General features: G+C 67.7%; 22 protein-coding genes. 10 read left to right on the plus strand and 12 right to left on the minus strand.

The window, feature by feature from the left end; all coding sequences use genetic code 11:
• Positions 1–3 precede the first annotated feature (3 nt).
• From ACRAQ3_RS04715 to ACRAQ3_RS04740, 6 genes are all read right to left on the minus strand, one after another.
• Positions 4–1,503, minus strand: a complete 1,500-nt coding sequence (locus ACRAQ3_RS04715) for a CpaF family protein (RefSeq protein WP_432255848.1) — start codon at positions 1,501–1,503, stop codon at positions 4–6.
• 28 nt (positions 1,504–1,531) lie between these two features.
• Positions 1,532–2,767, minus strand: coding sequence for an AAA family ATPase (locus ACRAQ3_RS04720; protein WP_269397053.1), 1,236 nt, complete (start codon positions 2,765–2,767; stop codon positions 1,532–1,534).
• A 192-nt stretch (positions 2,768–2,959) separates the two neighbouring features.
• Entirely contained in the window at positions 2,960–3,613 is a 654-nt protein-coding gene (locus tag ACRAQ3_RS04725; protein WP_432255849.1) for an OmpA family protein, read from the minus strand.
• 13 nt (positions 3,614–3,626) lie between these two features.
• A complete protein-coding gene (locus tag ACRAQ3_RS04730; RefSeq protein ID WP_432255850.1) occupies positions 3,627–5,039 on the minus strand; it encodes a type II and III secretion system protein family protein in 1,413 nt (470 codons plus the stop codon).
• Between the two features lie 169 nt (positions 5,040–5,208).
• A complete protein-coding gene (gene cpaB / locus ACRAQ3_RS04735; protein ID WP_432255851.1) occupies positions 5,209–6,078 on the minus strand; it encodes a Flp pilus assembly protein CpaB in 870 nt (289 codons plus the stop codon).
• 451 nt (positions 6,079–6,529) lie between these two features.
• A complete protein-coding gene (locus ACRAQ3_RS04740; protein ID WP_269397049.1) occupies positions 6,530–6,727 on the minus strand; it encodes a hypothetical protein in 198 nt (65 codons plus the stop codon).
• 309 nt (positions 6,728–7,036) lie between these two features.
• On the opposite strand from ACRAQ3_RS04740, the gene ACRAQ3_RS04745 reads away from it, so the two are divergent.
• The gene (locus ACRAQ3_RS04745; protein ID WP_432255852.1) at positions 7,037–7,870 is read left to right on the plus strand and encodes a lytic transglycosylase domain-containing protein; all 834 of its coding nucleotides are present in this window, start codon (positions 7,037–7,039) and stop codon (positions 7,868–7,870) included.
• Here the strand turns inward: ACRAQ3_RS04745 and ACRAQ3_RS04750 are convergent, their stop codons facing one another.
• The 6 genes from ACRAQ3_RS04750 to tldD form a co-directional block, all read right to left on the minus strand.
• Positions 7,871–8,158, minus strand: coding sequence for a GNAT family N-acetyltransferase (locus ACRAQ3_RS04750; RefSeq protein WP_269397047.1), 288 nt, complete (start codon positions 8,156–8,158; stop codon positions 7,871–7,873). It lies immediately after the preceding gene.
• On the minus strand, positions 8,151–8,777 hold the full coding sequence (locus tag ACRAQ3_RS04755; RefSeq protein ID WP_085894656.1) for a 3-oxoacid CoA-transferase subunit B: 627 nt from the start codon (positions 8,775–8,777) through the stop codon (positions 8,151–8,153). The genes ACRAQ3_RS04750 and ACRAQ3_RS04755 overlap by 8 nt, the downstream gene beginning before the upstream one ends.
• A 2-nt stretch (positions 8,778–8,779) precedes the next feature.
• The gene (locus tag ACRAQ3_RS04760) at positions 8,780–9,475 is read right to left on the minus strand and encodes a CoA transferase subunit A (protein ID WP_085894657.1); all 696 of its coding nucleotides are present in this window, start codon (positions 9,473–9,475) and stop codon (positions 8,780–8,782) included.
• A 107-nt stretch (positions 9,476–9,582) separates the two neighbouring features.
• Complete coding sequence (gene topA, locus ACRAQ3_RS04765) at positions 9,583–12,303, minus strand: type I DNA topoisomerase (RefSeq protein ID WP_269397046.1); 2,721 nt, start codon at positions 12,301–12,303, stop codon at positions 9,583–9,585.
• Between the two features lie 98 nt (positions 12,304–12,401).
• Entirely contained in the window at positions 12,402–13,553 is a 1,152-nt protein-coding gene (gene dprA / locus ACRAQ3_RS04770) for a DNA-processing protein DprA (protein ID WP_432255853.1), read from the minus strand.
• A 90-nt stretch (positions 13,554–13,643) separates the two neighbouring features.
• The gene (tldD, locus tag ACRAQ3_RS04775; protein ID WP_269397044.1) at positions 13,644–15,077 is read right to left on the minus strand and encodes a metalloprotease TldD; all 1,434 of its coding nucleotides are present in this window, start codon (positions 15,075–15,077) and stop codon (positions 13,644–13,646) included.
• Positions 15,078–15,266: 189 nt separating this feature from the next.
• On the opposite strand from tldD, the gene coxB reads away from it, so the two are divergent.
• The 9 genes from coxB (at position 15,267) to ACRAQ3_RS04820 (ending at position 22,921) form a co-directional block, all read left to right on the plus strand.
• A complete protein-coding gene (gene coxB / locus ACRAQ3_RS04780; RefSeq protein ID WP_432255854.1) occupies positions 15,267–16,124 on the plus strand; it encodes a cytochrome c oxidase subunit II in 858 nt (285 codons plus the stop codon).
• A 172-nt stretch (positions 16,125–16,296) separates the two neighbouring features.
• On the plus strand, positions 16,297–17,265 hold the full coding sequence (gene cyoE, locus ACRAQ3_RS04785; protein WP_432255855.1) for a heme o synthase: 969 nt from the start codon (positions 16,297–16,299) through the stop codon (positions 17,263–17,265).
• Between the two features lie 6 nt (positions 17,266–17,271).
• On the plus strand, positions 17,272–17,475 hold the full coding sequence (locus ACRAQ3_RS04790) for a hypothetical protein (protein WP_085894663.1): 204 nt from the start codon (positions 17,272–17,274) through the stop codon (positions 17,473–17,475).
• Positions 17,472–18,086: a cytochrome c oxidase assembly protein gene (locus tag ACRAQ3_RS04795; protein WP_269397041.1), complete on the plus strand. Its 615-nt coding sequence runs from the start codon at positions 17,472–17,474 to the stop codon at positions 18,084–18,086. Before ACRAQ3_RS04790 ends, ACRAQ3_RS04795 begins: the two co-directional genes overlap by 4 nt.
• A gap of 25 nt (positions 18,087–18,111) precedes the next feature.
• Entirely contained in the window at positions 18,112–18,912 is an 801-nt protein-coding gene (locus ACRAQ3_RS04800; RefSeq protein ID WP_085894665.1) for a cytochrome c oxidase subunit 3, read from the plus strand.
• A gap of 88 nt (positions 18,913–19,000) precedes the next feature.
• Positions 19,001–19,669 (plus strand): SURF1 family protein, encoded by a 669-nt coding sequence (locus ACRAQ3_RS04805; protein WP_269397039.1) that lies wholly within the window; start codon positions 19,001–19,003, stop codon positions 19,667–19,669.
• A gap of 17 nt (positions 19,670–19,686) precedes the next feature.
• Positions 19,687–21,075, plus strand: a complete 1,389-nt coding sequence (thrC, locus tag ACRAQ3_RS04810; protein WP_432255856.1) for a threonine synthase — start codon at positions 19,687–19,689, stop codon at positions 21,073–21,075.
• Positions 21,072–22,337, plus strand: coding sequence for a M16 family metallopeptidase (locus ACRAQ3_RS04815; RefSeq protein WP_432255857.1), 1,266 nt, complete (start codon positions 21,072–21,074; stop codon positions 22,335–22,337). Before thrC ends, ACRAQ3_RS04815 begins: the two co-directional genes overlap by 4 nt.
• Positions 22,337–22,921 carry a GNAT family N-acetyltransferase gene (locus ACRAQ3_RS04820; RefSeq protein ID WP_269397036.1) on the plus strand — a complete coding sequence of 195 codons (585 nt, stop codon included), beginning with the start codon at positions 22,337–22,339 and terminating at the stop codon, positions 22,919–22,921. The genes ACRAQ3_RS04815 and ACRAQ3_RS04820 overlap by 1 nt, the downstream gene beginning before the upstream one ends.
• Positions 22,922–22,927 lie beyond the last annotated feature (6 nt).

Consider the following 22,927-nt stretch of genomic DNA (forward strand, 5'->3'; position numbering starts at 1 on the left):
TTCCTACTCCGCCGCCATCGGTTCGAAGATCGTCGCCGGCAGGTCGTAGCCCCAGAGGCGGAACCGCTCCGAGAAGTGGCTGCGCACGCCGGTGGCCGTGAAATGGCCGATGATCTTGTTGTCGGGGGTGAGGCCGACGCGGCGGTAGCGGAACACCTCCTGCATCGAGATCACGTCGCCTTCCATGCCGGTGATCTCGGTGATCGAGGTCATCCGGCGCGAGCCGTCCTGCAGGCGGCTTGCCTGCACGATCAGGTTCACCGCGCTGGCGATCTGGCTGCGAACCGCCTTGATCGGCATCTCGATCCCGGCCATCGCGATCATGTTCTCGAGGCGCGAGATACCGTCCCTGGCCGAGTTGGCGTGGATCGTGGTCATCGAGCCGTCATGGCCGGTATTCATCGCCTGCAGCATGTCGATCACCTCCTCGCCGCGCGTTTCGCCGACGATGATCCGGTCGGGCCGCATCCTGAGCGCGTTCTTGAGACAGTCGCGCTGGCTCACCGCGCCACGCCCCTCGACGTTGGCGGGACGGCTTTCCATCCGGCCGACATGGGTCTGCTGGAGCTGAAGCTCGGCGGTGTCCTCGATCGTCAGGATGCGCTCGTTGTTGTCGATGAAGGATGAGAGGGCGTTCAGGGTCGTGGTCTTGCCCGAACCGGTGCCACCCGAGACGATGATGTTGAGCCGCGTCGCCACCGCCGCCTCGAGATAGGCGGCCATCTCCTCGGTCATCGCGCCGAAGCGGATCAGGTCGTCGATGCCGAGCTTGTCCTTCTTGAACTTGCGGATCGAGACGAGGCTGCCATCCACCGCGATCGGCCCGACCATGGCGTTGAAGCGCGATCCATCGGCGAGGCGCGCGTCGACATAGGGGTTCGATTCGTCGACCCGGCGGCCGACGGCAGAGACGATCTTGTCGATGATCCGCAGCAGGTGCCGTTCGTCCTTGAAGGTGATGTCGGTCAATTGCAGCTTGCCGCCCCGCTCCACGAAGATCTGGTGCGGGCCGTTGACGAGGATGTCGTTGACGCTGTCATCCTTGAGCAGCGTCTCGAGCGGGCCGAGCCCGGTGACCTCGAAAAAGAGATCCTGGTTGAGACTCTGGCGCTCTTCGCGGTTCAGAACGACGCCCATGGTGTCGAGCGTTTCGGTCGCGATCGAATTGATCTCGTTGCGCAGATCCTGCTCGCTCGCCTTGTCGAGCGCGGCGAGGTTGAGCGTGTCGAGCAGCGCCTTGTGCACCTCAAGCTTGATCTCGGCCAGCCGCTCCTTGCGGCGACGCTCCTTGTCTGCGGGCGCGGCCTCGGCGGCGCGGCGCACGGCTTCGGTTGCAGGAGCCGACCGGCGCATCGAGGCGCTGGCAGGGCCGGGCAGGGCCGGTGCCGGTGTCGAGGGGCCCGCCGCCTGCGGCGCGGGCGTCGCGGGCTTGGCTGCAGGAGTGCGGGCAGCGGCTGCGCCGGCGTTCCGGCTCGGATCGGGCTTCCTGTATTTCGAGAACATGGCGCTCTCCTGGCTGCGGCGCCGGCCCTCAGGCCTTGGCCTCGGCGACGTTGACCTTGTGAACGGAGCGGGCAAGCTTGGCGATCTCGCGCCGCAGCGGGTTCTTGGCCGCGCCCTCGGCCAGCGGCGTGCCGTGATCGGCGCTCTGGGTCACCGCGCGGCCACCATCGGGCAACTGCACCTCGATCGAGATGCCCAGCGAGTCGGCCAGCCTCTTGGCCCGGCTCTTGCCCGACAGATCGGTGAAGCCCGGCGCGCGGTTGAGCACGAAACGCAGCTTCTCGAAGGGCAGCTCCTCGGATTGCAGCGCCCGCTTGAGCCGCATCGTGTTCTGGGCCGATCGCATGTCGAGTTCGAGCGTGGCGAAATAGACATGCGCCGCCTGCAGCACCGTCTCGGACCAGTCGACCACGCTCGAGGGCATGTCGATCACGACATAGTCGAAATTGACCCGCGCCATCTCGATCAGCCGCGCCACGTCGGCCGGACCCATGAGATCGAGCGGCACCAGCTCGGCCGGAGAGGTCAGCACGTGCAGCCGCTCCTGATGCACGATCATGGCGGCGAGCAGGCTCTCGCTGTCGGCGCCCGCGGTATCGCTCAGGATCTCCAGCACCGCCTCGCGGCGCGGCAGGTCGAGATAGGTGGCGGTGGTGCCGAATTGCAGGTCGAGATCGATCAGGCAGACCCGCGGGGGTGCCTTGCGGTCGATATTGGCCAGCTCCCAGGCGAGGTTCACCGCGAGCGTCGTGGCACCGCTGCCGCCTGCGAGGCCCTGTACAGGGATCACCACGCCGGAGCGGTCATCGGTGGCACGGGGCTCGGTCGGCTCGGCTTCGGGCAGAAGTGGCCCGGCGCCCGAGCGCAGCCGCTCGATCGCCTGGGCCAGTTCGCCCTCGGGCAGGGGATAGGGGACGAATTCGTCGCCGCCCTCGCGCAGCAGCTGGTGCAGCGCGGCCGGGCTCACGTCGTCGGCGATCAGCACCACCTTGATGCCGCGCCGCTTCGCGTGGGCGATGATGTCCGCGATCAGCGGCAGCTGGCGCTCGTCCTCCTTGCTCAGGGCGACCGCCACGAATTCGAGTTCCGCGGCCTCGGGCTGCTCGAGGAAGGCGAGGGCGTCCGCGAAACCGAGATCGCCCCAGTTCTCGCCCATCGCGGCCTCCATGTCCTCGATCAGCAGGTCGAACTGCTGCACGTCACGACTGATCGTGCAGGCCGCGATCGGCTGGGGTTCGGGTTGCAGGGGGGCCGTGCTGCTCATTCCTTCGTATCCTCTGTCAAGGCGGGAGGGCCCGCCGAAGCGGGTCGGGCGGCCCGGAAGACGGTGCAGAGACCATCCCCTCCACCGGTTCAGTCTTGCAGATCAATGATGGCTGCAATGGGGCTGAAAAACTGTAATTGTTGGGGCGCTGGCAACGATCGCGACGTACGGTTCGAATTTGTCACACCGGGCTCAAGGGGCCGCGGCTTCGACACCATCGCTGCCAGACCCGCCCTCGCCGAGCGTGCTTTGGGGGACCGCGCTCTCCACGTAGCCCTCGAAGATCACCGCGGCGTATTTGCCGTTGAGAAGGTTGGGGTGACCGCGCACGAAGCCCGAAACCTCGGTGACGGTCCGGCGGTTGGCCCGCTCGGGATCGGTCGTGGCGATCAGGGGCCGGGTTTCGCCGAAGGAGGCCACCGCCTCGAGGCGGCTCGCATCGAGGCCCTGCGACACGAGATAGGCCACCGCCGCGCGGGCCCGGCGCAGGCCCAGCGCCTGATTGTAGCTGGCCGGGCCGACGAGGTCGGTATGGCCATAGACTCGGAATCGCAGCTCCGGATAGCGCCGGATCCATGCCGCTTGGCGCTGCAGCACGGTGCGCGCCTTGGCATCGAGCTGGGCGGAATCGAAGGCGAAGGTGATCGTGGTGTCGACCTCGGCGGCGAACTGACGCGCCAAGTTCACGCGCAGGCCCTCGGAGGCGCTGCTATGGGCGATGACATTGTCGCGCGTCGCCGTGCCGAAGGCTGGCCCGGCGCGGCCCGCCTCATCGTCGAAGCCCGGCGGCGCTGCACAGGCGGCGAGCGAAAGGGCGCAGCCCAAGGCGGTCAGGACGCGGCGCATCGCGGATCTCCCTTCAGTCGAGCACATAGCCGTATGAGCCCGAGAAATCCTGTCGCGCGATTTCGCCGGCGGTGCCGCTCTGGGGCGCGCGGTCGGCCGAGACGCGCCCGAACAGGAACAGCTCGCGCTCGGAAGGCGGGCGAACACGGTCGGTCGGCATGGCCAGCGTCTCGCCGCGGGTCGGGGTCACCAGATGCGGCGTGATGATGATCACCAGCTCGGATTGCTGGCGGGTGTATTCGGCGGAGCGGAACAGCGCGCCCAGCACGGGAATGTCTCCGAGCCAAGGCACCTGACCGTTGAGGTCCTGAAAATCGTCCGAGAGGAGGCCGGCGATGGCAAAGCTTTCGCCGTCGCGCATTTCCACGGTCGTCGCGGTCTCGCGTCGGCGGAACGCGTCGATGGTAAAGCCGTCCGCGGTGAAGCCGTTGCTCGGGTCGATCGAACTGACCGACGCCTTGAGTTCGAGATTGATCAGGTCGCCTTCCACCACGCGAGGCACGAAGGTCAGCTCGACCCCGAACGGCTTGTATTCGATCGTGGCGGTGCCGTTCTCCTGGCTCACCGGGACCGGATATTCACCGCCTGCGAGAAAGCTCGCCTCCTGGCCCGAGAGGGCGGTGAGGTTGGGTTCGGCCAGTGTGCGCACGACGCCGCGGCTTTCCAGCGCCTCGAGCAGCAGTCCAACCTCGACGCCACCGGCGTTGAAGCCGAACAGGGTGGAGGCATTGGCCGAGCTGGAGCTGGGAAGGGAGCCGCCGAGCGCGGAGCCCAGAGCCGCGGAGTTTCCAAGCGTGTTGGTCCCCACCGCGAGGCCAAGATTGTCTCCGAAGGCAGTCCCGCGTGCCCCCAGGGAGGCCGAGAGCGACTTGCTCACCGAACGCTGCATTTCCGAGAAGCGGACCTTGAGCATCACCTGCTGCGTGCCGCCGACGCTCATCAGGTTCGACACCCGGTCGGGGGCATAGCGCTGCGCCAGCTCCAGCGCCCGGTCGAGCTTGCCGATCGAGCTGACCACGCCGGACATGACGATGCCGTCATTGGCGGTGCGGACCTCGATCGGCTCGCCGGGCAGGATCTGCTCCAGCCGTTCCTTGAATTCGGCGATGTCGGGGGTGACATGCACCTCGACATTGGTGATCAGCCGCCCGTTCTCGCCCAGCACGGTGAGGGTGGTGCGGCCGGGCGCCTTGCCCAGCACATAGATCGTGCGATCGGTCAGCGAAGAGATGTCGGCGATGCCGGGATTGGCGATCGACAATTCGGTGAAGGGCACGTCGCTTTCGACCACCACGGCGCGATTCATCGGGACCTGCAAGGCCCGCGACGGCGCGCCGGCCCGAACCTGGAGCGCCTCGGCCTGCGCCTCGCCCATCGGAGCCAGCCCTGCAAGGCTCAGCGCGAGGCCGGCGAGGCCGGCTCTCATGGTGTGTCGGATGCTCATTCGGCCGCCTCGCTGCAGGTCGTGCGTCGGGGTCTTGGGATCGCCCCGTCCGCGCCGAGCCTGCCCGAGGGGGCGAGGCATTGCAACGCGCGCCGCCTTGTTGCGCGGGGTTGTGGACGTCCGGCCACAGGCCGAACGCCCCGGGGCAGGCTCAGTTGGTGCAGGGGATCGCGATCTCGACCACCTCGGCGCCGCGCCGGGTGCGCACGGTGCAGACTTCGGGCGCGGGCGCCGGTGCTGCGATGATCTGCGGCTCTTCTTTCTCTTCCTCGACGATGCCGAGCAGGCTGCGCTGGTCGACCTCGACGGCACCGGCGACGCTGTCATCGCGCAGCCCGACCAGCGACAGCGCCAGGGTGCCGGTGGATTGCGCCTGTGCCAGCTTGGCGACCTGCTGCGGCGAGGCCTGTACGGTCACGGTGCGCGCCACCATGGCCTCGGCGCGGGTCTGGTCGGCGGTCTGGTCGACACCGATCAGTTCGAGGCCGGTTTCGATCAGCTTGGTGACCTCGCGCGAGTTGCCACCCACCGAGACCGAGCCGGTCCAGTAGACGTCGACCCGGTCGCCCGGCCGCAGGAAGCCGGAGACGCCGCTGGTCGCGTTGACGCTGATCGCGAAGGCGCGCATGCCGGTGCCGAGCCGCGTGCTGATCCCGGCATCGCCGCCCGGCGCGGTGATCTTGGCGGCGAGGATCGGCTCGTTCGGCTCCATCGGTCGAAGCACGAGACGCGGCACATCCTCGCCCTCCGGGAACAGCGCCTCGAGGTCGGGGAAGGTGCCCTCCGGCAAGAATGCCTCGGTGTACTGGATCGGCTTCAGATCCTCGCGGGTGATCACGGTACCGTAGGGCAGGGGGTTCTTCACGCCCACCACTTCGACGGTCGGCAAGCGGTTGGCGGCGGCCGCGCGCTCGGCCGCCAGCACGGCCTCCTGCTGATCGAAATAGCCCTTCACCATGTAGACCGCATAGCCCGCCAGACCGAGGCCGAGGGCGAAGACCAGACCGAACACCATTCTCATTTCGTTTCTCCTAGCACCTGATCGACACGCGGCTTATGGGCTAACACTGGCAGCCTTCGGCAGTACCGCCTGAACGGAACTGCGCAGGTTGTCGGCCGAGCTGGTGCCTATCTTTGTGAAGGCCACGCCGACCAACAGGGCAAGTGCAATGCTGCTTCCTGCGATGGCGACCCATTCGGTCACTGACCCGGTATCACAGTCCCATAGTGCTCGAATGCGCCGCCTCATATGTCCGATCCTCGTCGGGCCCGAAGCCCATTGGCTTAAGTATCAGCTAACCGTGACTGCGGATTGTGGCGAGGCGATGAATGCCCGGCGTCAAGAACAGGACACCTGTTCGTCGGGTCGCGGAAAATCCGCTTTGCCCGATTTCTGATATCGCCGAGCGTTTGAAATAGGACCGGGGGCCACAGCATGCTGTGGCCCCCGGTAGCTTGCGATGAAAGGCGGATTAGTAAGTTGCGGTCGATGCAGAAACCGTTCCGTCTGCGAGAGAGTTATTGATGTCAGTGGCCATATTCTTAGCACCTGCGCCGACCTGCGTCATGATCGCGACGCCGAGGCCGACGATGGCGGCGGTGAGAACGACCCAATCGACGGTGACGGCGCCGGCTTCGTCCTGGGAGAATTTCTTGAAGAAGTTGAGCATGTGAGGTCCCTCCTGGGGGGTGATGATTTCGTTCCCTACCCGTGCGGACTGTCTCGTGTCTGTCAGGCTCTGACCCGATCACCGCAGTGGATGTACCCATATAGCTGTCGGATTGGGGCGGGAGTTTGTCGGTCTTGGCGCGTTTTCACAGCACATGAAGCTCGCGCCTATCCGGTTGTAAGGCCCGTCCCTATACCAAAGGCCGTGTCGAATTTTCATCAACGGCGAAATCCCCGCGTCCGGGGGGCATCGTTGCCGGATGCGCAACGCTAGGCTGAAGCCGGAATCACGGTACCACGAGGCGGGCGGATGCGGATCGGCAGGAGATTACCCGGAATCGCCTTGGCGGTGGCGCTGGGATTCGCGCTGGCGGACGAGGTCGCAGCCGAGCGAATCGGAACCGACTTCACCTTCCGGCGCATCGCCGTGCCGCAGCCCGGTGCCCGGCGCATCACCGTGCAGATCTCTCCCGTCGCCCCGGTCGCGCCCGCCGCCCCCTCGGCCCCCGCTGCTGCGGGATCTGCCTCCGGCGCCGGCAGGAAAAGCGGCGACACGACGGCTGCCTGGTTCTGGAGTGCGGTGTCGCCACGGCTGGCCGATGGTGGGCCGGGACGGCTGGAGCTGGCCCTGGCGGCGCTGCGCGACGCGCCGCCCGGCGCGGCAGCGGGGCCACGGCTGCAGCATCTGCAGGAGATCGCCGGGCGGTACGGAGCCGACATCATGCGGGCGACGATCGGCACCCGCGTGTCGCCGGCGCTGGTGTTGGCGGTGATCTCGGTCGAGAGCGCCGGCCGGGCCGATGCGGTCAGTTCCGCGGGCGCGCAGGGGCTGATGCAGCTGATGCCGGCCACGGCAGCCCGATTCGGAGTGAAGGACCGTGCGATCGCACCGGAGAACATCCGCGGCGGGATCGCCTATCTCGACTGGTTGATGGAGCATTTCGGCCGCGACCCGATCCTCGCTCTCGCGGGGTACAATGCGGGCGAAGGATCGGTGCGCGACAATGCCGGCGTGCCGCCCTATGCCGAGACCCGTGCCTATGTGCCCAAGGTGCTCGCGGCGTGGACGGTGGCGCGCGGGCTGTGCCTGACGCCACCGGTGCTGATGAGCGACGGGTGCGTCTTCTCGGTCAACAGCCTCTGATCAGGCGAATTGCGCTGCCGCCTCGGGATGCCTGCGCGCCCAGAGCGCGACATAGGAGCAGGCGGGGACGATGCGGAAGCCCTCGGCCTTCGCGTCCTCGACCATCGCCGCGACGAGAGCGGCGGCGTGGCCCCGCCCCTCATGCTCGCGCGGCACGCCGGTATGCGTGGCGATGCGGGTATCGCCCCGCGCCACCCAGGTCAGCTCGGCCTCGGCGCCGCCGCCGAGGTCGAGCGCGTAGCGGCCCCTGTCGGGGCCGCCTTCGCGGCGGATCTCTCGATCAGACAATGGTCGCCTCGGTGGCGTCGCGGATATCCTGCTCGGTCACGCCGGGCGCCGTTTCCACGATCTTCAGCCCGCCCTCGACCACGTCGAGCACACCGAGATTGGTGATCACCCGATCGACCACGCCCTTGCCGGTGAGCGGCAGCGTGCATTCCTTCAGCAACTTGCTGTCGCCATGCTTGGAGGTGTGGTCCATCACCACCACGACGCGGCCGACGCCGGCGACCAGATCCATCGCGCCGCCCATGCCTTTCACCAGCTTGCCGGGAATCATCCAGTTCGCCAGATCGCCGTTCTCGGCCACTTCCATCGCGCCGAGGATCGCCATGGCGATCTTGCCTCCGCGGATCATCCCGAAGCTGGTGGCGCTGTCGAAATAGGCGGTATGCGGCAGCTCGGTGATGGTCTGCTTGCCCGCGTTGATGAGATCCGGGTCGATCTCGTCCTCGGTCGGGAAGGGGCCCATGCCGAGCATCCCGTTCTCGGATTGCAGCGTCACGTGCACCCCCTCGGGGATGTAGTTCGGCACCAGGGTCGGAATGCCGATCCCGAGGTTCACATAGGTGCCGTCCTCGAGTTCCTGCGCGGCGCGCGCCGCCATCTGCTTGCGATCCCAGCCCATGATCAAGCCTCCCTGATGGTGCGCTGTTCGATGCGCTTTTCATGCTCGCCCTGGATCAGGCGGTGCACGTAGATGCCGGGCAGGTGGATATGGTCGGGGTCGAGCGATCCGGCGGGCACGATTTCCTCGACCTCGGCCACGCAGACGCGCCCGGCCATCGCGGCGGGCGGGTTGAAGTTGCGGGCGGTCTTGCGGAAGACGAGGTTGCCGGTCTCGTCGGCCTTCCACGCCTTGACGATCGACAAATCGGCGACGATGCCGCGCTCGAGGATGTAGGTCTCGCCATCGAAGACCTTCTCTTCCTTGCCCTCGGCCACCTTCGTGCCAACGCCGGTCTTGGTGTAGAAGCCGGGGATGCCGGAGCCGCCGGCGCGCATCCGCTCGGCGAGCGTGCCCTGCGGCGTGAACTCCAGTTCCAGCTCGCCCGAGAGATACTGGCGCATGAACTCGGCGTTCTCGCCCACATAGGAGGAGATCATCTTCTTCACCTGCCGGGTCTGCAACAGGAGCCCTAGGCCGAAATCGTCGACGCCCGCGTTGTTCGAGGCGAAGGTCAGATCCTTCGTGCCCGCGTCGCGGATGGCGGCGATCAGAAGCTCTGGAATGCCGCAGAGGCCAAAGCCCCCGGCGGCGATCAGCATCCCGTCGGACAGGAGCCCGTCGAGCGCGGCGGCCGCGTCCGGATAGATCTTGTTCATGCGTCTCCCCCTGTTGTCACGGGGGCGAGACTTGCGCCGGCGGCGCGCGAAGTCAATGCGGATGCCGCGCCGCAGCGGGCGGCGCGGCTTTCACCCTGCTGAAGGACCTATTCGGCCGCCTCGTCGGGGGCCTCGGCCTTCTTCGCGGGCGCTTTCTTGGCGGGAGCCTTCTTGGCCGCCGTTGATTTGGCCGTGGTCTTCTTGGCCGCGGTGGTCTTGCCGGCCGCGGTCTTCTTGGCGGCGGGTTTCTTCGCCGCCGCCTTCTTGGCCGGTGCCTTCTTCTTGCCGCCCTTGGCGGCCTTCTCATCGACCAGGGCGATCGCCTGCTCCAGCGTCACCGCCTCGGGTTCCAGGTCCTTGGGCAGGGTCGCGTTGACCTTTTCCCACTTCACATAGGGGCCGTAACGTCCGGGCATCACCGAGATCGCGCCCCCCGAGGGGTGCTCGCCCAGCTCCTTGAGCGCCTTGGCGGCGGCGCCCCGGCCACCGCGCCCGGCGGCCTTCTGCGCCAGCAGTTCGACCGCGCGGTTCATGCCGATCTCGAAGACCTCGTCGACCTCCTTGAGGTTGGCATAGAGCTTGCCATGCTTGACGAAGGGGCCGAAGCGTCCCAGCCCGGCCTCGATCGGTTCGCCATCCTCGGGGTGATGGCCGACGAGGCGCGGCAGCGACAGGAGCGTCAGTGCCTTGTCGAGGTCCATCGCGTCGGCCTGCCAGCCCTTGGGCAACGAGGCGCGCGGCGGCTTGGGTTGATCCTCGGTCGGCTCGCCACGCTGGACATAGGGGCCGAAGCGCCCGGTCTTGAGCCAGATCTCGTCGCCGCCATCCTCGCCCAGCACCCGGTCGGCGCCGGTGTCGGCACCATCGCCACCGATGGGACGGGTATAGCGGCACTCGGGATAATTGCCGCAGCCGACGAAGCCGCCGGTGCGCGAGGTCTTCAGATGCAGCTTGCCGGTGCCGCATTGCGGGCAGATGCGCGGGTCGGAGCCGTCCTCGCGCGGCGGGTAGAGCTGCGGCGCCAGCGCCTCGTCGAGCACGTCGAGCACCTCGGTGATCCGAAGCTCCGAGGTTTCGGCGATGGCGGCGGAGAAGTCGCGCCAGAACCGCGCCAGCAGCTCCTTGTAGTCGGCCTTACCAGCCGAGACGTCGTCGAGCTGCTCCTCGAGCTCGGCCGTGAAGTCGTACTCCACGTAGCGCTTGAAGAAGTTCAGAAGAAAGATCGTGACGATCCGGCCCTTGTCCTGCGGGATCAGCCGGTTCTTGTCCTTGGTGACGTAATCGCGGTCCTGGATCGTGCCGATGACACTGGCATAGGTCGAGGGGCGGCCGATGCCGAGCTCTTCCATCCGCTTCACCAGCGTCGCCTCGGTGTAGCGCGGCGGCGGCTGGGTGTGGTGCTGCAGCGCCAGTACGGCGTCGGGGCCGCCGAGAACGGCCGCGTCCTTGTTCTCCTCGGTCGCCTTGGCGAAGGCAGCCTTAAGCGTGCCGGAGGCGAACTTGGCAGCCTCGCCCTGATGGATCTGCGGCAGGCGGCGGTCGTCGTCGCTCTCGACGTCGTCGCGGCCCTCTTCATAGACCTTGAGGAAGCCGTCGAAGAGCACGACCTGGCCGGTGGCGCGCAGCATCACCTGCTCGTCGCGGCTCGCGATGTCGACGGTTGTGCGTTCCAGCCGCGCCGCCTCCATCTGGCAGGCCAGCGTCCGCTTCCAGATCAGGTCGTAGAGCTTGCGCTGGTCGGCTTCGAGACGCGCGAGCTTCGAGGCGTCGCGCGACATGTCGGTCGGGCGGATGCACTCGTGCGCCTCCTGCGCGTTCTTGGCCTTGTTCTTGTACATGCGCGGGCTCTTGGGCACGTAGGCCTCGCCGTAGCGCGACTTGATCTCGTCGCGCGCGGCCATCACCGCTTCGGGCGCCATGTCGATGCCGTCGGTCCGCATGTAGGTGATGTAGCCCGCCTCGTAGAGGCGCTGCGCCGCCGACATGGTGGCGCGCGCGCCCATGCCGAACTTGCGGCTGGCCTCCTGCTGCAGGGTCGAGGTCATGAAGGGGGCCGAAGGGTTGCGGGAGGCAGGCTTCGCCTCGACCGAGGACACGGTGAGATCGCGCGAGGCCACCGCCTGCACGGCCATTTCCGCCTGCGTCCGGTCGGCGATGTCGAAGCGGTCGAGCTTCTTGCCCGCCAGCACGGTGAGCCGCGCCTCGTATTCCTGGCCTCTTGGCGTGACGAGCTGCGCCTTCACGCTCCAGTATTCGCGCGGCTTGAACGCCTCGATCTCCATCTCGCGCTCGACGATGAGGCGCAGGCAGACCGACTGCACACGTCCTGCCGATTTCGCGCCGGGCAGCTTGCGCCACAGCACCGGCGAGAGGTTGAAGCCCACGAGATAGTCGAGCGCGCGGCGCGCCAGATAGGCGTGCACCAGCGGCGCATCGACCTCGCGCGGGTTCTTCATCGCCTCGGTCACGGCGGCCTTTGTGATCGCGTTGAACACGACGCGGCTGACCGGCGTATCCTTCTTGAGCACCTTGCGCGCGGTCAGCGCCTCCTGCAGGTGCCACGAGATCGCCTCCCCCTCGCGATCGGGGTCGGTGGCGAGGATCAGGTTCGGGTCGGATTTGAGCGCGTCGGCGATCGCCTTCACGTGCTTGCGCGAATCCGCACCGACCTCCCAGCGCATGTCGAAATCATTGTCGGTATCGACCGAACCATCCTTGGGCGGCAGGTCGCGGACATGCCCGTAGGAGGCGAGGACGGTATAGTCCGACCCGAGATAAGTGTTGATCGTCTTGGCCTTGGCCGGAGATTCGACGACGACGACGGGCATGGGGAATCCTCGGGACAGGGGAGGGGCGCTTTGGGCGGGCAACATGTGGCGGGGGCCGCCGCAATGTCAATGCGCCCTCTGTCCGGTGGCGTCCGGGCTTACCCCGCGCCATTCGCGGGGCCGTGCCGCGCCAGCAGACCGCCCGGCTGTCGGGCGACATGGCCCGACAGTTCAAGATCGACGAGCGCCTGGCTGACCTGAGCGGCGGGCAGGCCGAGATCGCGCAGCAGTTGATCTTCGGCAAGCGGCGCGGCGCCGAGCCGGTCGAGAATGCGCGCCGACACCGCCTCGCTCGGGCCCTTGCGCGGTTCCGGCGGCGCATCGGGGGACTTTAGCAGTGTCGATGTCGATGGCGCGATGCGGCCGATGATGTCGAGCACGTCCCGGGCGCCCCGGACCAATGTCGCCCCATCGCGGATCAGCAGGTTGCAGCCGCCGGCGCGGGCATCGAAGGGGTGTCCCGGCACCGCCATCACCTCACGCCCCGCATCGAGCCCGGCGCGCGCGGTGATCAAACTGCCCGAGCGCGCCGCCGCCTCGACCACCAGCACCGCCCGCGACAGCCCGGCGACGATGCGGTTGCGCGCCGGGAAATGTCGCCCCTGCGGCACCAGCCCGGGCGGCTGTTCGGACAGGATCAGCCCGTCGCGGGCGATGCGCGCCGTCAGATCCGCGTTCTCCGGCGGGTAGACGACATCGACGCCCCCCGCGGCGACGGCGATGGTGCCGCCGGTCAACGCGGCCTCGTGTGCGTACGCATCGATGCCGCGTGCCAGGCCCGACACCACGATCCAGCCTGCCTCCGACAACTCGGCCGCCAGCCGGCGCGCCATGCGCAGCCCCAGCGACGAGGCGTTTCGGGCACCCACCAGGGCCAGCATCGGGCGGCGCAGCAGGGCCGCGCGGCCGCGCAGCCACAGGAGCGGCGGGGCGTCGGGCAGGGCGGCGAGATCGGCAGGGTAGAGCGGATCGCCATGCGCCAGCAGATGCGCGCCTGCGGATCGGGCCGCCGCCATTTCGGCATGAGCGGCCTCGGCCGGGCAAGGGGCATAGTCTTCGATGCCGGCAGCGCGGGCGACGTCGGGCAGCGCATCCAGTGCGGCCCGGGCCGAACCATGCTCTGCCATCAGGCGCCAGTAAGTGGCGATGCCCACGCGGCGGGAGCGCAACAGGCGGAGGCGGGACAGCGTGTCTTCTTCCGAGGTGGGTGGGAGTGGGGGGTGAGCGGAAGAAGTCGGTTCCTGGGACATCCGCGCCTCGCCTGTTGCCCGCTCAGGTTTAAGGCGACTCGGTTAATGAGGCGTAAACCGCAGCGGGCATGGCGGTGGGATCTGCGGGGCTCAGCTTCCCGACCCGCCCACCGTCAGCCCGCCGATCGCCAGCGAGGGCTGCCCCACCCCCACCGGCACCCATTGCCCGGCCTTGCCGCAATTGCCGATCCCGGGGTCGAGCGCGAGATCGTTGCCGATGGCGCGGATCTTCTGCAGCGCCGTGGCGCCGTCGCCTATCAGCGTCGCGCCCTTGACCGGCGCGCCGATCTTGCCGTTCTTCACCCGGTAGGCCTCGGTGCAGGAAAAGACGAACTTGCCGCTCGTGATGTCGACCTGTCCGCCGCCGAACCCCACGGCCCAGATGCCGTCCTTCAGATCCGCCACCATCCCGGCCGGGTCGTCCTTGCCCGCCAGCATGTAGGTGTTGGTCATGCGCGGCATCGGCGTGTGGGCAAAGCTCTCGCGACGGCCATTGCCGGTGGGGGCCACGCCCATCAGCCGGGCGTTCTGCCGGTCTTGCATGTAACCCACCAGCTTGCCGTCCTCGATCAGCGTGGTGCGGTTCGAAGGCGTGCCTTCGTCGTCGAAGGTGAGAGAGCCGCGCCGGTCGGGGATGGTGCCGTCATCGAGCACGGTGACGCCCTTGGCGGCGACCTGGCTGCCCATCAGCCCGGCAAAGGCCGAGGAACCCTTGCGATTGAAGTCGCCCTCGAGCCCGTGCCCTACCGCCTCGTGCAGCAGGATCCCGGGCCAGCCCGGCCCCAGCACCACGTCCATGACGCCTGCGGGTGCCGCCTCGGCGTCGAGATTGACCAGGGCGATACGCAGCGCCTCGCGCACCACCGGCTCCCAGTGATCGCGGGCCATCAACCCGTCGAGGCCGAAACGGCCGCCGCCGCCCATATGGCCGCTCTCGCGGCGTCCGTCCTTCTCGACGATGACACCGATCGATATCCGCGCCATCGGGCGGATGTCGGTATAAAGAGCGTCCTCGGGCCGCAGGATCGCCACCTCCTGATGCGAGGCGGCGAGGCTCGCGGTGACCTGCACCACCTTCGGGTCGAGCGCACGGGCAAAGGCGTCGATCTCGCGCAGGAGGTCGACCTTCACCCCGAAGGCGGCGCCGGCGATCGGGTCGGCATCGGTATAGAGGTGCCTGTTGGTACGGGCAGGGGCCTCCGCGAGGCTGCCGCCGCCATCGCCCACCGCGAGCCGCGCGGTCGCCACCGCACGCTTCAGCGCCGCCTCGTCGATACTGGTCGAATGCGCATAGCCCGAGGTTTCGCCGCGCACCGCGCGCAGGCCGAAGCCCTCGGCCGCGTCGAAATTGGCGTGCTTCAGACGGCCATCGTCGAAGCCCAGCACCTCGGAGCGGCGACGCTCGAGGAACAACTCGCCGTCATCGGCGCCGGCCACCGCCTCGCGCAGCAGCCGCAATGCCGCGGCGCGGTCGAGATGGGTGGCGAAAGGATCGAAGGCGGGCTCGGCCTGTCGTGCGGTCATCTGGCGTCCTCGTCGGGGCTCTGGGCGGGGAATGAAGGCGACGGGCAGGTAGGGCGAGCGTCCGTTTGCCGCAACCCGACAGCTTGTTCTGCGCGACAGTTTATGGGAATAGACCCGCGGACGACAGGGGATTCCGCCGCGGCGGGGGCCTCGGGGCGCCGACTTACGCCACACACGCAAGGTAGAGACATGCACCTCACAAAGCCCCTCGCCGTGCTCGGGACCGCCGCCGCCACACTGACGGCGGGCATGGTCTCGGCACAGGAGACGATCGCCGAACTGCCGATCATCGGCCGTCCGGTCGATGGGGCCGTGGGCTGGCAGCCCGCCGCGACCAAGCTGGCGCGCGACATCCACTGGCTCGACGGGATGCTGCTCGTCATCATCACCGCGATCACGCTCTTCGTCACCGGCCTGCTGGCCTTCGTGATCCTGCGCTACAACCGCAAGTCCAATCCCAACCCGGCGACCTTCACCCACAACTCGCCGCTCGAGATCGCCTGGACCGTGGTGCCGATCGTCATCCTGATCTTCATCGGCGCCTTCTCCCTGCCGGTGCTGTTCGACCAGCAGGAGATCCCCGAGGGCGACGTGCACATCAAGGTGACCGGCTTCCAGTGGTACTGGGGCTACGAGTATCCCGACGAGGAGGTCGCCTTCGAGAGCTTCATGATCGGCGCGGGCATGGGCAACCTCAACGAAGAGATCCTGGCCGAGCTGAACGAGGCCGGCTATGGCGCCGACGAATTCAAGCTGGCGACCGATACCGCCGTGGTGGTCCCCGTGGGCGCGACCGTGGTGATGGACGTGACCGCCGCCGACGTGATCCACTCTTGGACCATTCCCGCCTTCGGCGTGAAGCAGGACGCGGTGCCGGGCCGGATCGCCCAGCTGTGGTTCGAGGCCGAGCAGGAAGGCGTCTATTTCGGCCAGTGCTCCGAGCTTTGCGGCAAGGACCACGCCTACATGCCGATCACCGTCAAGGTGGTGAGCCCGGAGGCCTATGAGCAGTGGCTCGCGGGCGCCAAGGAAGAGTTCCCGGCCTGAGCCGGTTCGTGAACCGAGGGGCAGGGCGCGCAGGCGCCCGCCCGACGGGGCGGCGCCGCCGCCATTCGACATGACGACCGGCCGGGACCGCCCGGCCGCGCAGCCGGGGTCGAGGCACCCCGCGACCGCGCCAGCAGCGACGGCGGATGATGACCGCCGGACGGGAGCCCGCATGACCGATGCCAGCATGACCGATCTGAGCTATCCCGGGGCCCCCGAGGCCGGGCTCAAGGACTACTTCGCGCTGCTCAAGCCGCGGGTGATGTCGCTCGTGGTCTTCACCGCGCTGGTGGGCCTGCTGGTGGCCCCCGTCGCGGTGAACCCGTTCCTGGGCTTCGTGGCGATCCTGTGCATCGCGGTGGGCGGCGGCGCCTCCGGCGCGCTCAACATGTGGTGGGATGCCGACATCGACGCGATCATGCGCCGCACCAAGAGCCGCCCGATCCCGGCTGGCAAGACCACGCCGGGCGACGCGCTGGCGCTGGGCCTCGCGCTGTCGGGCTTCTCGGTGCTGGTGCTGTTCCTCGCCGCCGGCCCTCTCGCCGCGGGGCTGCTGGCCTTCACCATCTTCTTCTACGCCGTGATCTACACGATGTGGCTCAAGCGTTCGACGCCGCAGAACATCGTCATCGGCGGCGCCGCGGGGGCCTTTCCTCCGATGATCGGCTGGGCCGCCGCCACCGGCGACATCGCCATCGAAAGCGTGCTGATGTTCGCGCTGACCTTCATGTGGACGCCACCGCATTTCTGGGCGCTGGCGCTGTTCGTGAAGTCGGATTACGGCGATGCGGGCGTGCCGATGCTGACCGAGACGCATGGCCGCCGCTCGACCCGCCGCCATATCCTCGCATACACCATGCTTCTGGTGCCGGTGGCGCTGGGCCTAGGATTCACGTCGATCGGCGGGCCGATCTACCTCGCCATCGCTTTGGTGCTGAACCTGCAGTTCCTGGGCGGTGCGTGGCAGCTGTTCCGTCGCAGCGAGGAGCAGGCCGAGGCCGATGGCTACGCCGCCGAGAAGAAGGTCTTCAAGATCTCGCTCGGCTATCTCTTCCTGCATTTCGGCGCGCTTCTGATCGAGGCGGCGCTACGTCCCTGGGGCGGTTCCTGGCAAATCCTGTCGGGGCTGATCGGGGCATAAGGAGACATGTCCATGCGTGTCGAACATGAACTGCATCACCGCCGGCGGGGCCGCAACTGGGGCGTCGGGCTGCTGCTCGTGGGCTTCGTCGCCCTGATCTTCGGCCTGACCGTGGTCAAGACGCTGTCGCTCGGCTCGATCGTCGAGCTGGAGCGCTTCGATCACGTGGCGCGCCCGCAGCTCGTGCCGCAGGAGGGGGCCGCGCAATGACCGATCGCGACCGCAAGCTGCGCCGTACCGCGCTGCAGATGGTCGGCGTGGTCGTCGTGATGGGCGCCCTGGCCTGGGCGGCCGTGCCATTCTACTCGTGGTTCTGCCGCGTCACCGGCTTCGGCGGCGCCACATCGGTGGCCGAGGCGGGATCGGACACGGTGCTCGACCAGACCATCACCGTGCGCTTCGACGCCTCGCTCGACCGCGGCATGCCGTGGGAGTTCAAGCCGGTCGAACGCGAGATGGAGATCAGGATCGGCGAGACGGGCCTCGCCTTCTACGAGGCGCACAACCCGACCGAGCGGGCCGTCGCCGGTCAGGCGAGCTACAACGTCGCGCCCTATTCGGCCGGCGGCTATTTCGAGAAGATCGAATGCTTCTGCTTCACCGAGCAGGTGCTGCAGCCCGGCGAGACGGTGCTGATGCCGGTCAGCTTCTTCGTGGACCCAGAGATCGTCGAGGATCGCGAGGCCAAGTATGTCCACGAGATCACGCTGAGCTACACCTTCTACGAGATCGACCTGCCCGAGGACACGGAGACGGCGGCACTGGCGCCGGGCAACGAGTCTTTGACACGCACCGCCGCTCAGGCGATAGACACGAACTGAACGAAAGGCCCGAGGGACCGAACGAATGGCGCATGAAAAGAACCACGATTATCACATCCTGGCCCCGTCCATCTGGCCGTTCCTGTCGGCCACCGGCGCCTTCGCCATGCTGTTCGGCGCGGTCGTCTGGATGCACGGCTCCGGCCCCTGGCTGTTCCTGATCGGCCTCGCGGCGGTGCTCTACACCATGTATGGCTGGTGGGCCGACGTGATCGGCGAAAGCCGTCAGGGCGACCACACCCCGGTGGTCCGGATCGGCCTGCGCTACGGCTTCATCATGTTCATCATGTCCGAGGTCATGTTCTTCGCGGCATGGTTCTGGGCCTTCTTCAAGAACGCGCTCTACCCGATGGGCCCCGAGAGCCCGATGGTCGACGGCACCTGGCCGCCCGAGGGCATCACCACCTTCGATCCTTGGCACCTGCCGCTGATCAACACGCTGATCCTGCTCTGCTCCGGCGCGGCGGCGACCTGGGCGCACCACGCGCTGGTGCACGAGAACAACCGCAAGGACATGCGCAACGGTCTGCTGATCGCCATCGGTCTCGGCGTGATCTTCACCGCGTTCCAGGCCCTGGAATACTGGGAAGCGCCGTTCAGCTTCGGCGGCAACGTCTATGGCGGCGTGTTCTTCATGGCGACCGGCTTTCACGGCGCGCATGTGATCATCGGCACGATCTTCCTCGCGGTCTGCCTGTACCGCCTGCAGCGCGGCGATTTCACCCCGGAGAAGCATGTCGGCTTCGAGGCGGCGGCCTGGTACTGGCACTTCGTCGATGTGGTGTGGCTGTTCCTGTTCTTCTCGATCTACGTCTGGGGCAGCTGATACGGCAGGGCCTCGCGCCCGCCACGACAGCCCACCCAACACGGACGCGCGGGCCCTCTCGCGCGTCCTTCTCGTTTCCGGAGACAAGATGCGACGCATTGTTCTACCGCTGCTGATGGGCGTCCTGGGCTGCGCGATCCTGATCGGCCTCGGGGTCTGGCAGGTCCAGCGCCTGAGTTGGAAGACCGCGATCCTCGCCGATCTCGACGCGCGCATCCTCGCCGCCCCCGTGCCGCTCTCGGGCGTCGGCACCGCCGATCCGCAGGCGCAGCGCTTCTTGCCGGTGGTGGCGGAGGGACGGCTCACCGGCGAGGAGATCCACGTGCTCAGCGCCGCCGACGGGCCGGGTTACCGGGTGATCGGCGTGCTCGAGACCGGCGGGCGCCGTGTCATGGCCGATCTGGGCTTCGTGCCGCTCGGGGCCAAGGATCTGAGCCGCGCCACGCCGAAAGCGATGATCACCGGAAACCTGCATTGGCCGCAGGAGGTCGACGATTGGACCCCGGCCCCCGACACGGCCGCCAATATCTGGTATGCCCGCGACGTCGGGCCGATGGCCGCGGCGCTCGGCACCGCGCCGCTTCTGGTGGTGGCGCGTCGCATCACGCCGGCGATCGGAACCGCGCCCATGCCGCTTGACAGCGGCGCCGTGCCGAACGACCACCTCGGTTACGCCATCACCTGGTTCTCGCTGGCCGCCGTCTGGGCCGTGATGACCGGATTCTTCCTGTGGCGCGGCCGCCGCGCCGCGTCCTGACTTCGAAGGACAGACCCATGCGCTATGTCTCGACCCGCGGCCAGGCCCCGAGCCTTTCCTTCGAGGAGGCGATGCTGACCGGCCTCGCCCGCGATGGCGGTCTCTATGTCCCCGAAACCGTGCCGATGTTCGATCGCGCTCAGATCGCGGCCATGGCGGGTCAGCCCTACGAGGAGGTGGCCTTTCGGGTGATGCGCCCATTCATCGGCGACGCCTTCTCCGATGACGAGTTCCGCCGCCTGATCGCCAGGGCCTATGCGAGCTTCGCGCATCCGGCACGGGCACCGCTCAGCCAGCTCAGTCCGAACCATCACCTGCTGGAGCTGTTCCACGGGCCGACCCTGGCCTTCAAGGACTTTGCCATGCAGCTGATCGGTCAGCTGTTTCAGGCATCGCTTGAGCGCTCCGGTGAGCGTATCACCATCGTTGGCGCCACCTCGGGCGATACCGGCTCGGCGGCGATCGAGGCGTTTCGCGGGCTTGCCAATGTCGACGTGGTGATCCTCTACCCGCATGAGCGGATCTCCGAGGTACAGCGCCGGCAGATGACCACGCCGCGCGAAAAGAACGTCCATACCCTCGCGGTCACGGGGGATTTCGACGATTGCCAGGCCGCGCTCAAGGACATGTTCAACGATTTCGCTTTCCGCGACGAGGTGCGACTTGCAGGCGTGAACTCGATCAACTGGGGCCGGGTATTGGCGCAGGTGGTCTATTACTTTACCGCCGCCACCAGCCTTGGGGCGCCGCATCGCGAAATCGACTTCACGGTACCCACCGGCAATTTCGGCGACATCTATGCGGGTGACATCGCCCGGCGGATGGGCCTAACGATCGGTCGGCTGGTCATCGCCACCAATCGCAACGACATCCTGCACCGCACCATCGAGAACGGCGAGCATCGCAAGTCGGGCGTGACGCCGACCATCAGCCCCTCGATGGACATCCAGGTCTCCTCGAATTTCGAGCGGGCGCTGTGGGATGCCTATGGCCGCGACGGTGCCGCCGTGGCGCAGCTGATGGACGAGCTGAAGGCGAATGGCGGTTTCGCGGTGAGCCAAGGCGCGATCGGCCGGCTGCGCGACAGCTTCGCCTCGGGCCGCGCCACCGAGGAGGACACCCGCGAGACGATCCGTCGCATCCACGAGCAGACCGGTGAACTGCTCTGCCCGCATTCGGCGGTGGGTGTTCACGTGGCCGAGGCACATCTCGGCGCGAACCCGATGGTTACCCTCGCCACCGCGCATCCGGCCAAGTTCCCGGACGCTGTCGAGGCCGCCACCACGATCCGGCCGCCCCTTCCAACCCGGATGGCGGGGCTGTATGACCGCGCGGAGCGGGTGACGCGGGTCGAGAACGATCTCGCGGCTCTGCAATCCGTCATTCGGGAGAAGATCGCGCGGTGAGTGTCCAGCTTCACACCCTGTCCAATGGTTTCCGCATCGCCACGGAGCGGATGCCGGGGCTGCAATCGGCCTCGATCGGCATCTGGGTGCTGGCTGGCGGACGCCACGAGACGGCGGATCAGAACGGCATCGCGCATTTCCTCGAGCACATGGCCTTCAAGGGCACCAAGACGCGCTCGGCGCTCGCCATCGCCGAGGCGATCGAGGATGTGGGCGGCTACATCAACGCCTATACCTCGCGGGAGATGACCGCCTATTATGCTCGCGTGCTGGGGCAGGATGTAGGGCTCGCGCTCGATGTGATCTCGGATATCCTGCTGAACCCGGTGTTCTCGGAAGAGGAGATCGAGGTCGAGCGCGGCGTGATCCTGCAGGAGATCGGCCAGGCGCTGGACACGCCCGACGACATCATCTTCGACTGGCTTCAGGAAGAGGCCTATCCGGACCAGCCGCTGGGTCGCACCATTCTCGGGCCGGCCGAGCGCGTTGCGCAATTCAGCCGCGCCGATCTGCAGGATTTCACCCGGTCGCATTACGGGCCGGGCCAGCTGATCCTTTCCGCCGCGGGGGACGTGGATCACGACGAGATCGTGCGCGCGGCCGAGCGTCTGTTCGGCGGGCTGGCGCCGCGCGTCACCGCGCCGATCCAACCGCCCGCGCGCTTCATGGGCGGCGAGAAGCGGGTCATCAAGCCGCTCGAGCAGGTGCATTTCGCGATGGCGCTGGAAGGTCCGCATTACCGCGACCCGGCGATCTACACCGCGCAGATCTATGCCACCGCGCTCGGCGGCGGCATGTCCTCGCGGCTGTTCCAGAAGATCCGCGAGGACCGGGGGCTGTGCTACACCATCTTCGCGCAGGCCGGGGCCTACGAGGATACCGGCATGACCACGATCTATGCCGGAACCTCGGCCGAGGAGATCGGCGATCTGGCACGGATCACCATGGACGAGATGAAGCGCGCGGCGGGCGACATGAGCGAGGCCGAGGTGGCCCGCGCCCGGGCGCAGATGAAGGCCGGGATGCTGATGGGGCTGGAGAGCCCCTCGAACCGGGCCGAGCGTCTGGCGCGGATGCTCGCGATCTGGGGGCGCGTGCCGGCGGTCGAGGAGGCGGTCGAGAAGATCGATGCCGTCACCGTCGAGGCGGTGCGCGAATTCGCCGCCCATGCCGCGGGCGGGGCGGGCAGCGCGCTGGCGCTCTATGGACCGGCCGAGACCGCGCCGCGTCTGGAGGAGCTGAAGGAAAGGCTCGCCGCCTGATGCTCGGCCAGCGCCGGCGGGTCCAGATCGAGACCGAGCGGCTCGTTTTGCGCCCGCCCGTGCATGGCGACTTTCGGGCCTGGGCGGCGCTGCGTCGCGATTCGGCGGCCTTCCTGACCCGCTGGGAGCCGACCTGGGCCGCCGATCACCTGACGCGTCGCGCCTTCACGAACCGGGTCTACTGGGCACAGCGCTCGATCAGCCAGAACACGGCGCTGCCGCTGTTCCTGATCCGCCGCGCCGACCAGATGCTTCTCGGCGCGATCACCCTCGACAACATCCGGCGCGGCCCGGCGCAGGCGGGTACCACGGGCTACTGGATCGGCGAGCCCTTCGCGCGCATGGGGTACATGCGCGAGGCGGTGCAGGCGGTGGTGCACCATGCCTTCACCGTCATGGATCTGAGCCGGATCGAAGCGGGCTGCCTGCCCGAAAATACGCCGTCGCGGCGGCTCCTTGAAAGCTGCGGCTACAAGTATGAAGGCGTGGCGCAAAGCTACCTGCAGATCGACGGGCGCTGGCGCAATCACGTGCTCTACGCCAATCTGAGGGCCGATCGGCGCGGTCGTACCGCAACGGGCTGAGGAGAA

The organism is Limimaricola sp. AA108-03, from assembly GCF_050847355.1.
Taxonomy (GTDB): Bacteria; Pseudomonadota; Alphaproteobacteria; order Rhodobacterales; family Rhodobacteraceae; genus Limimaricola.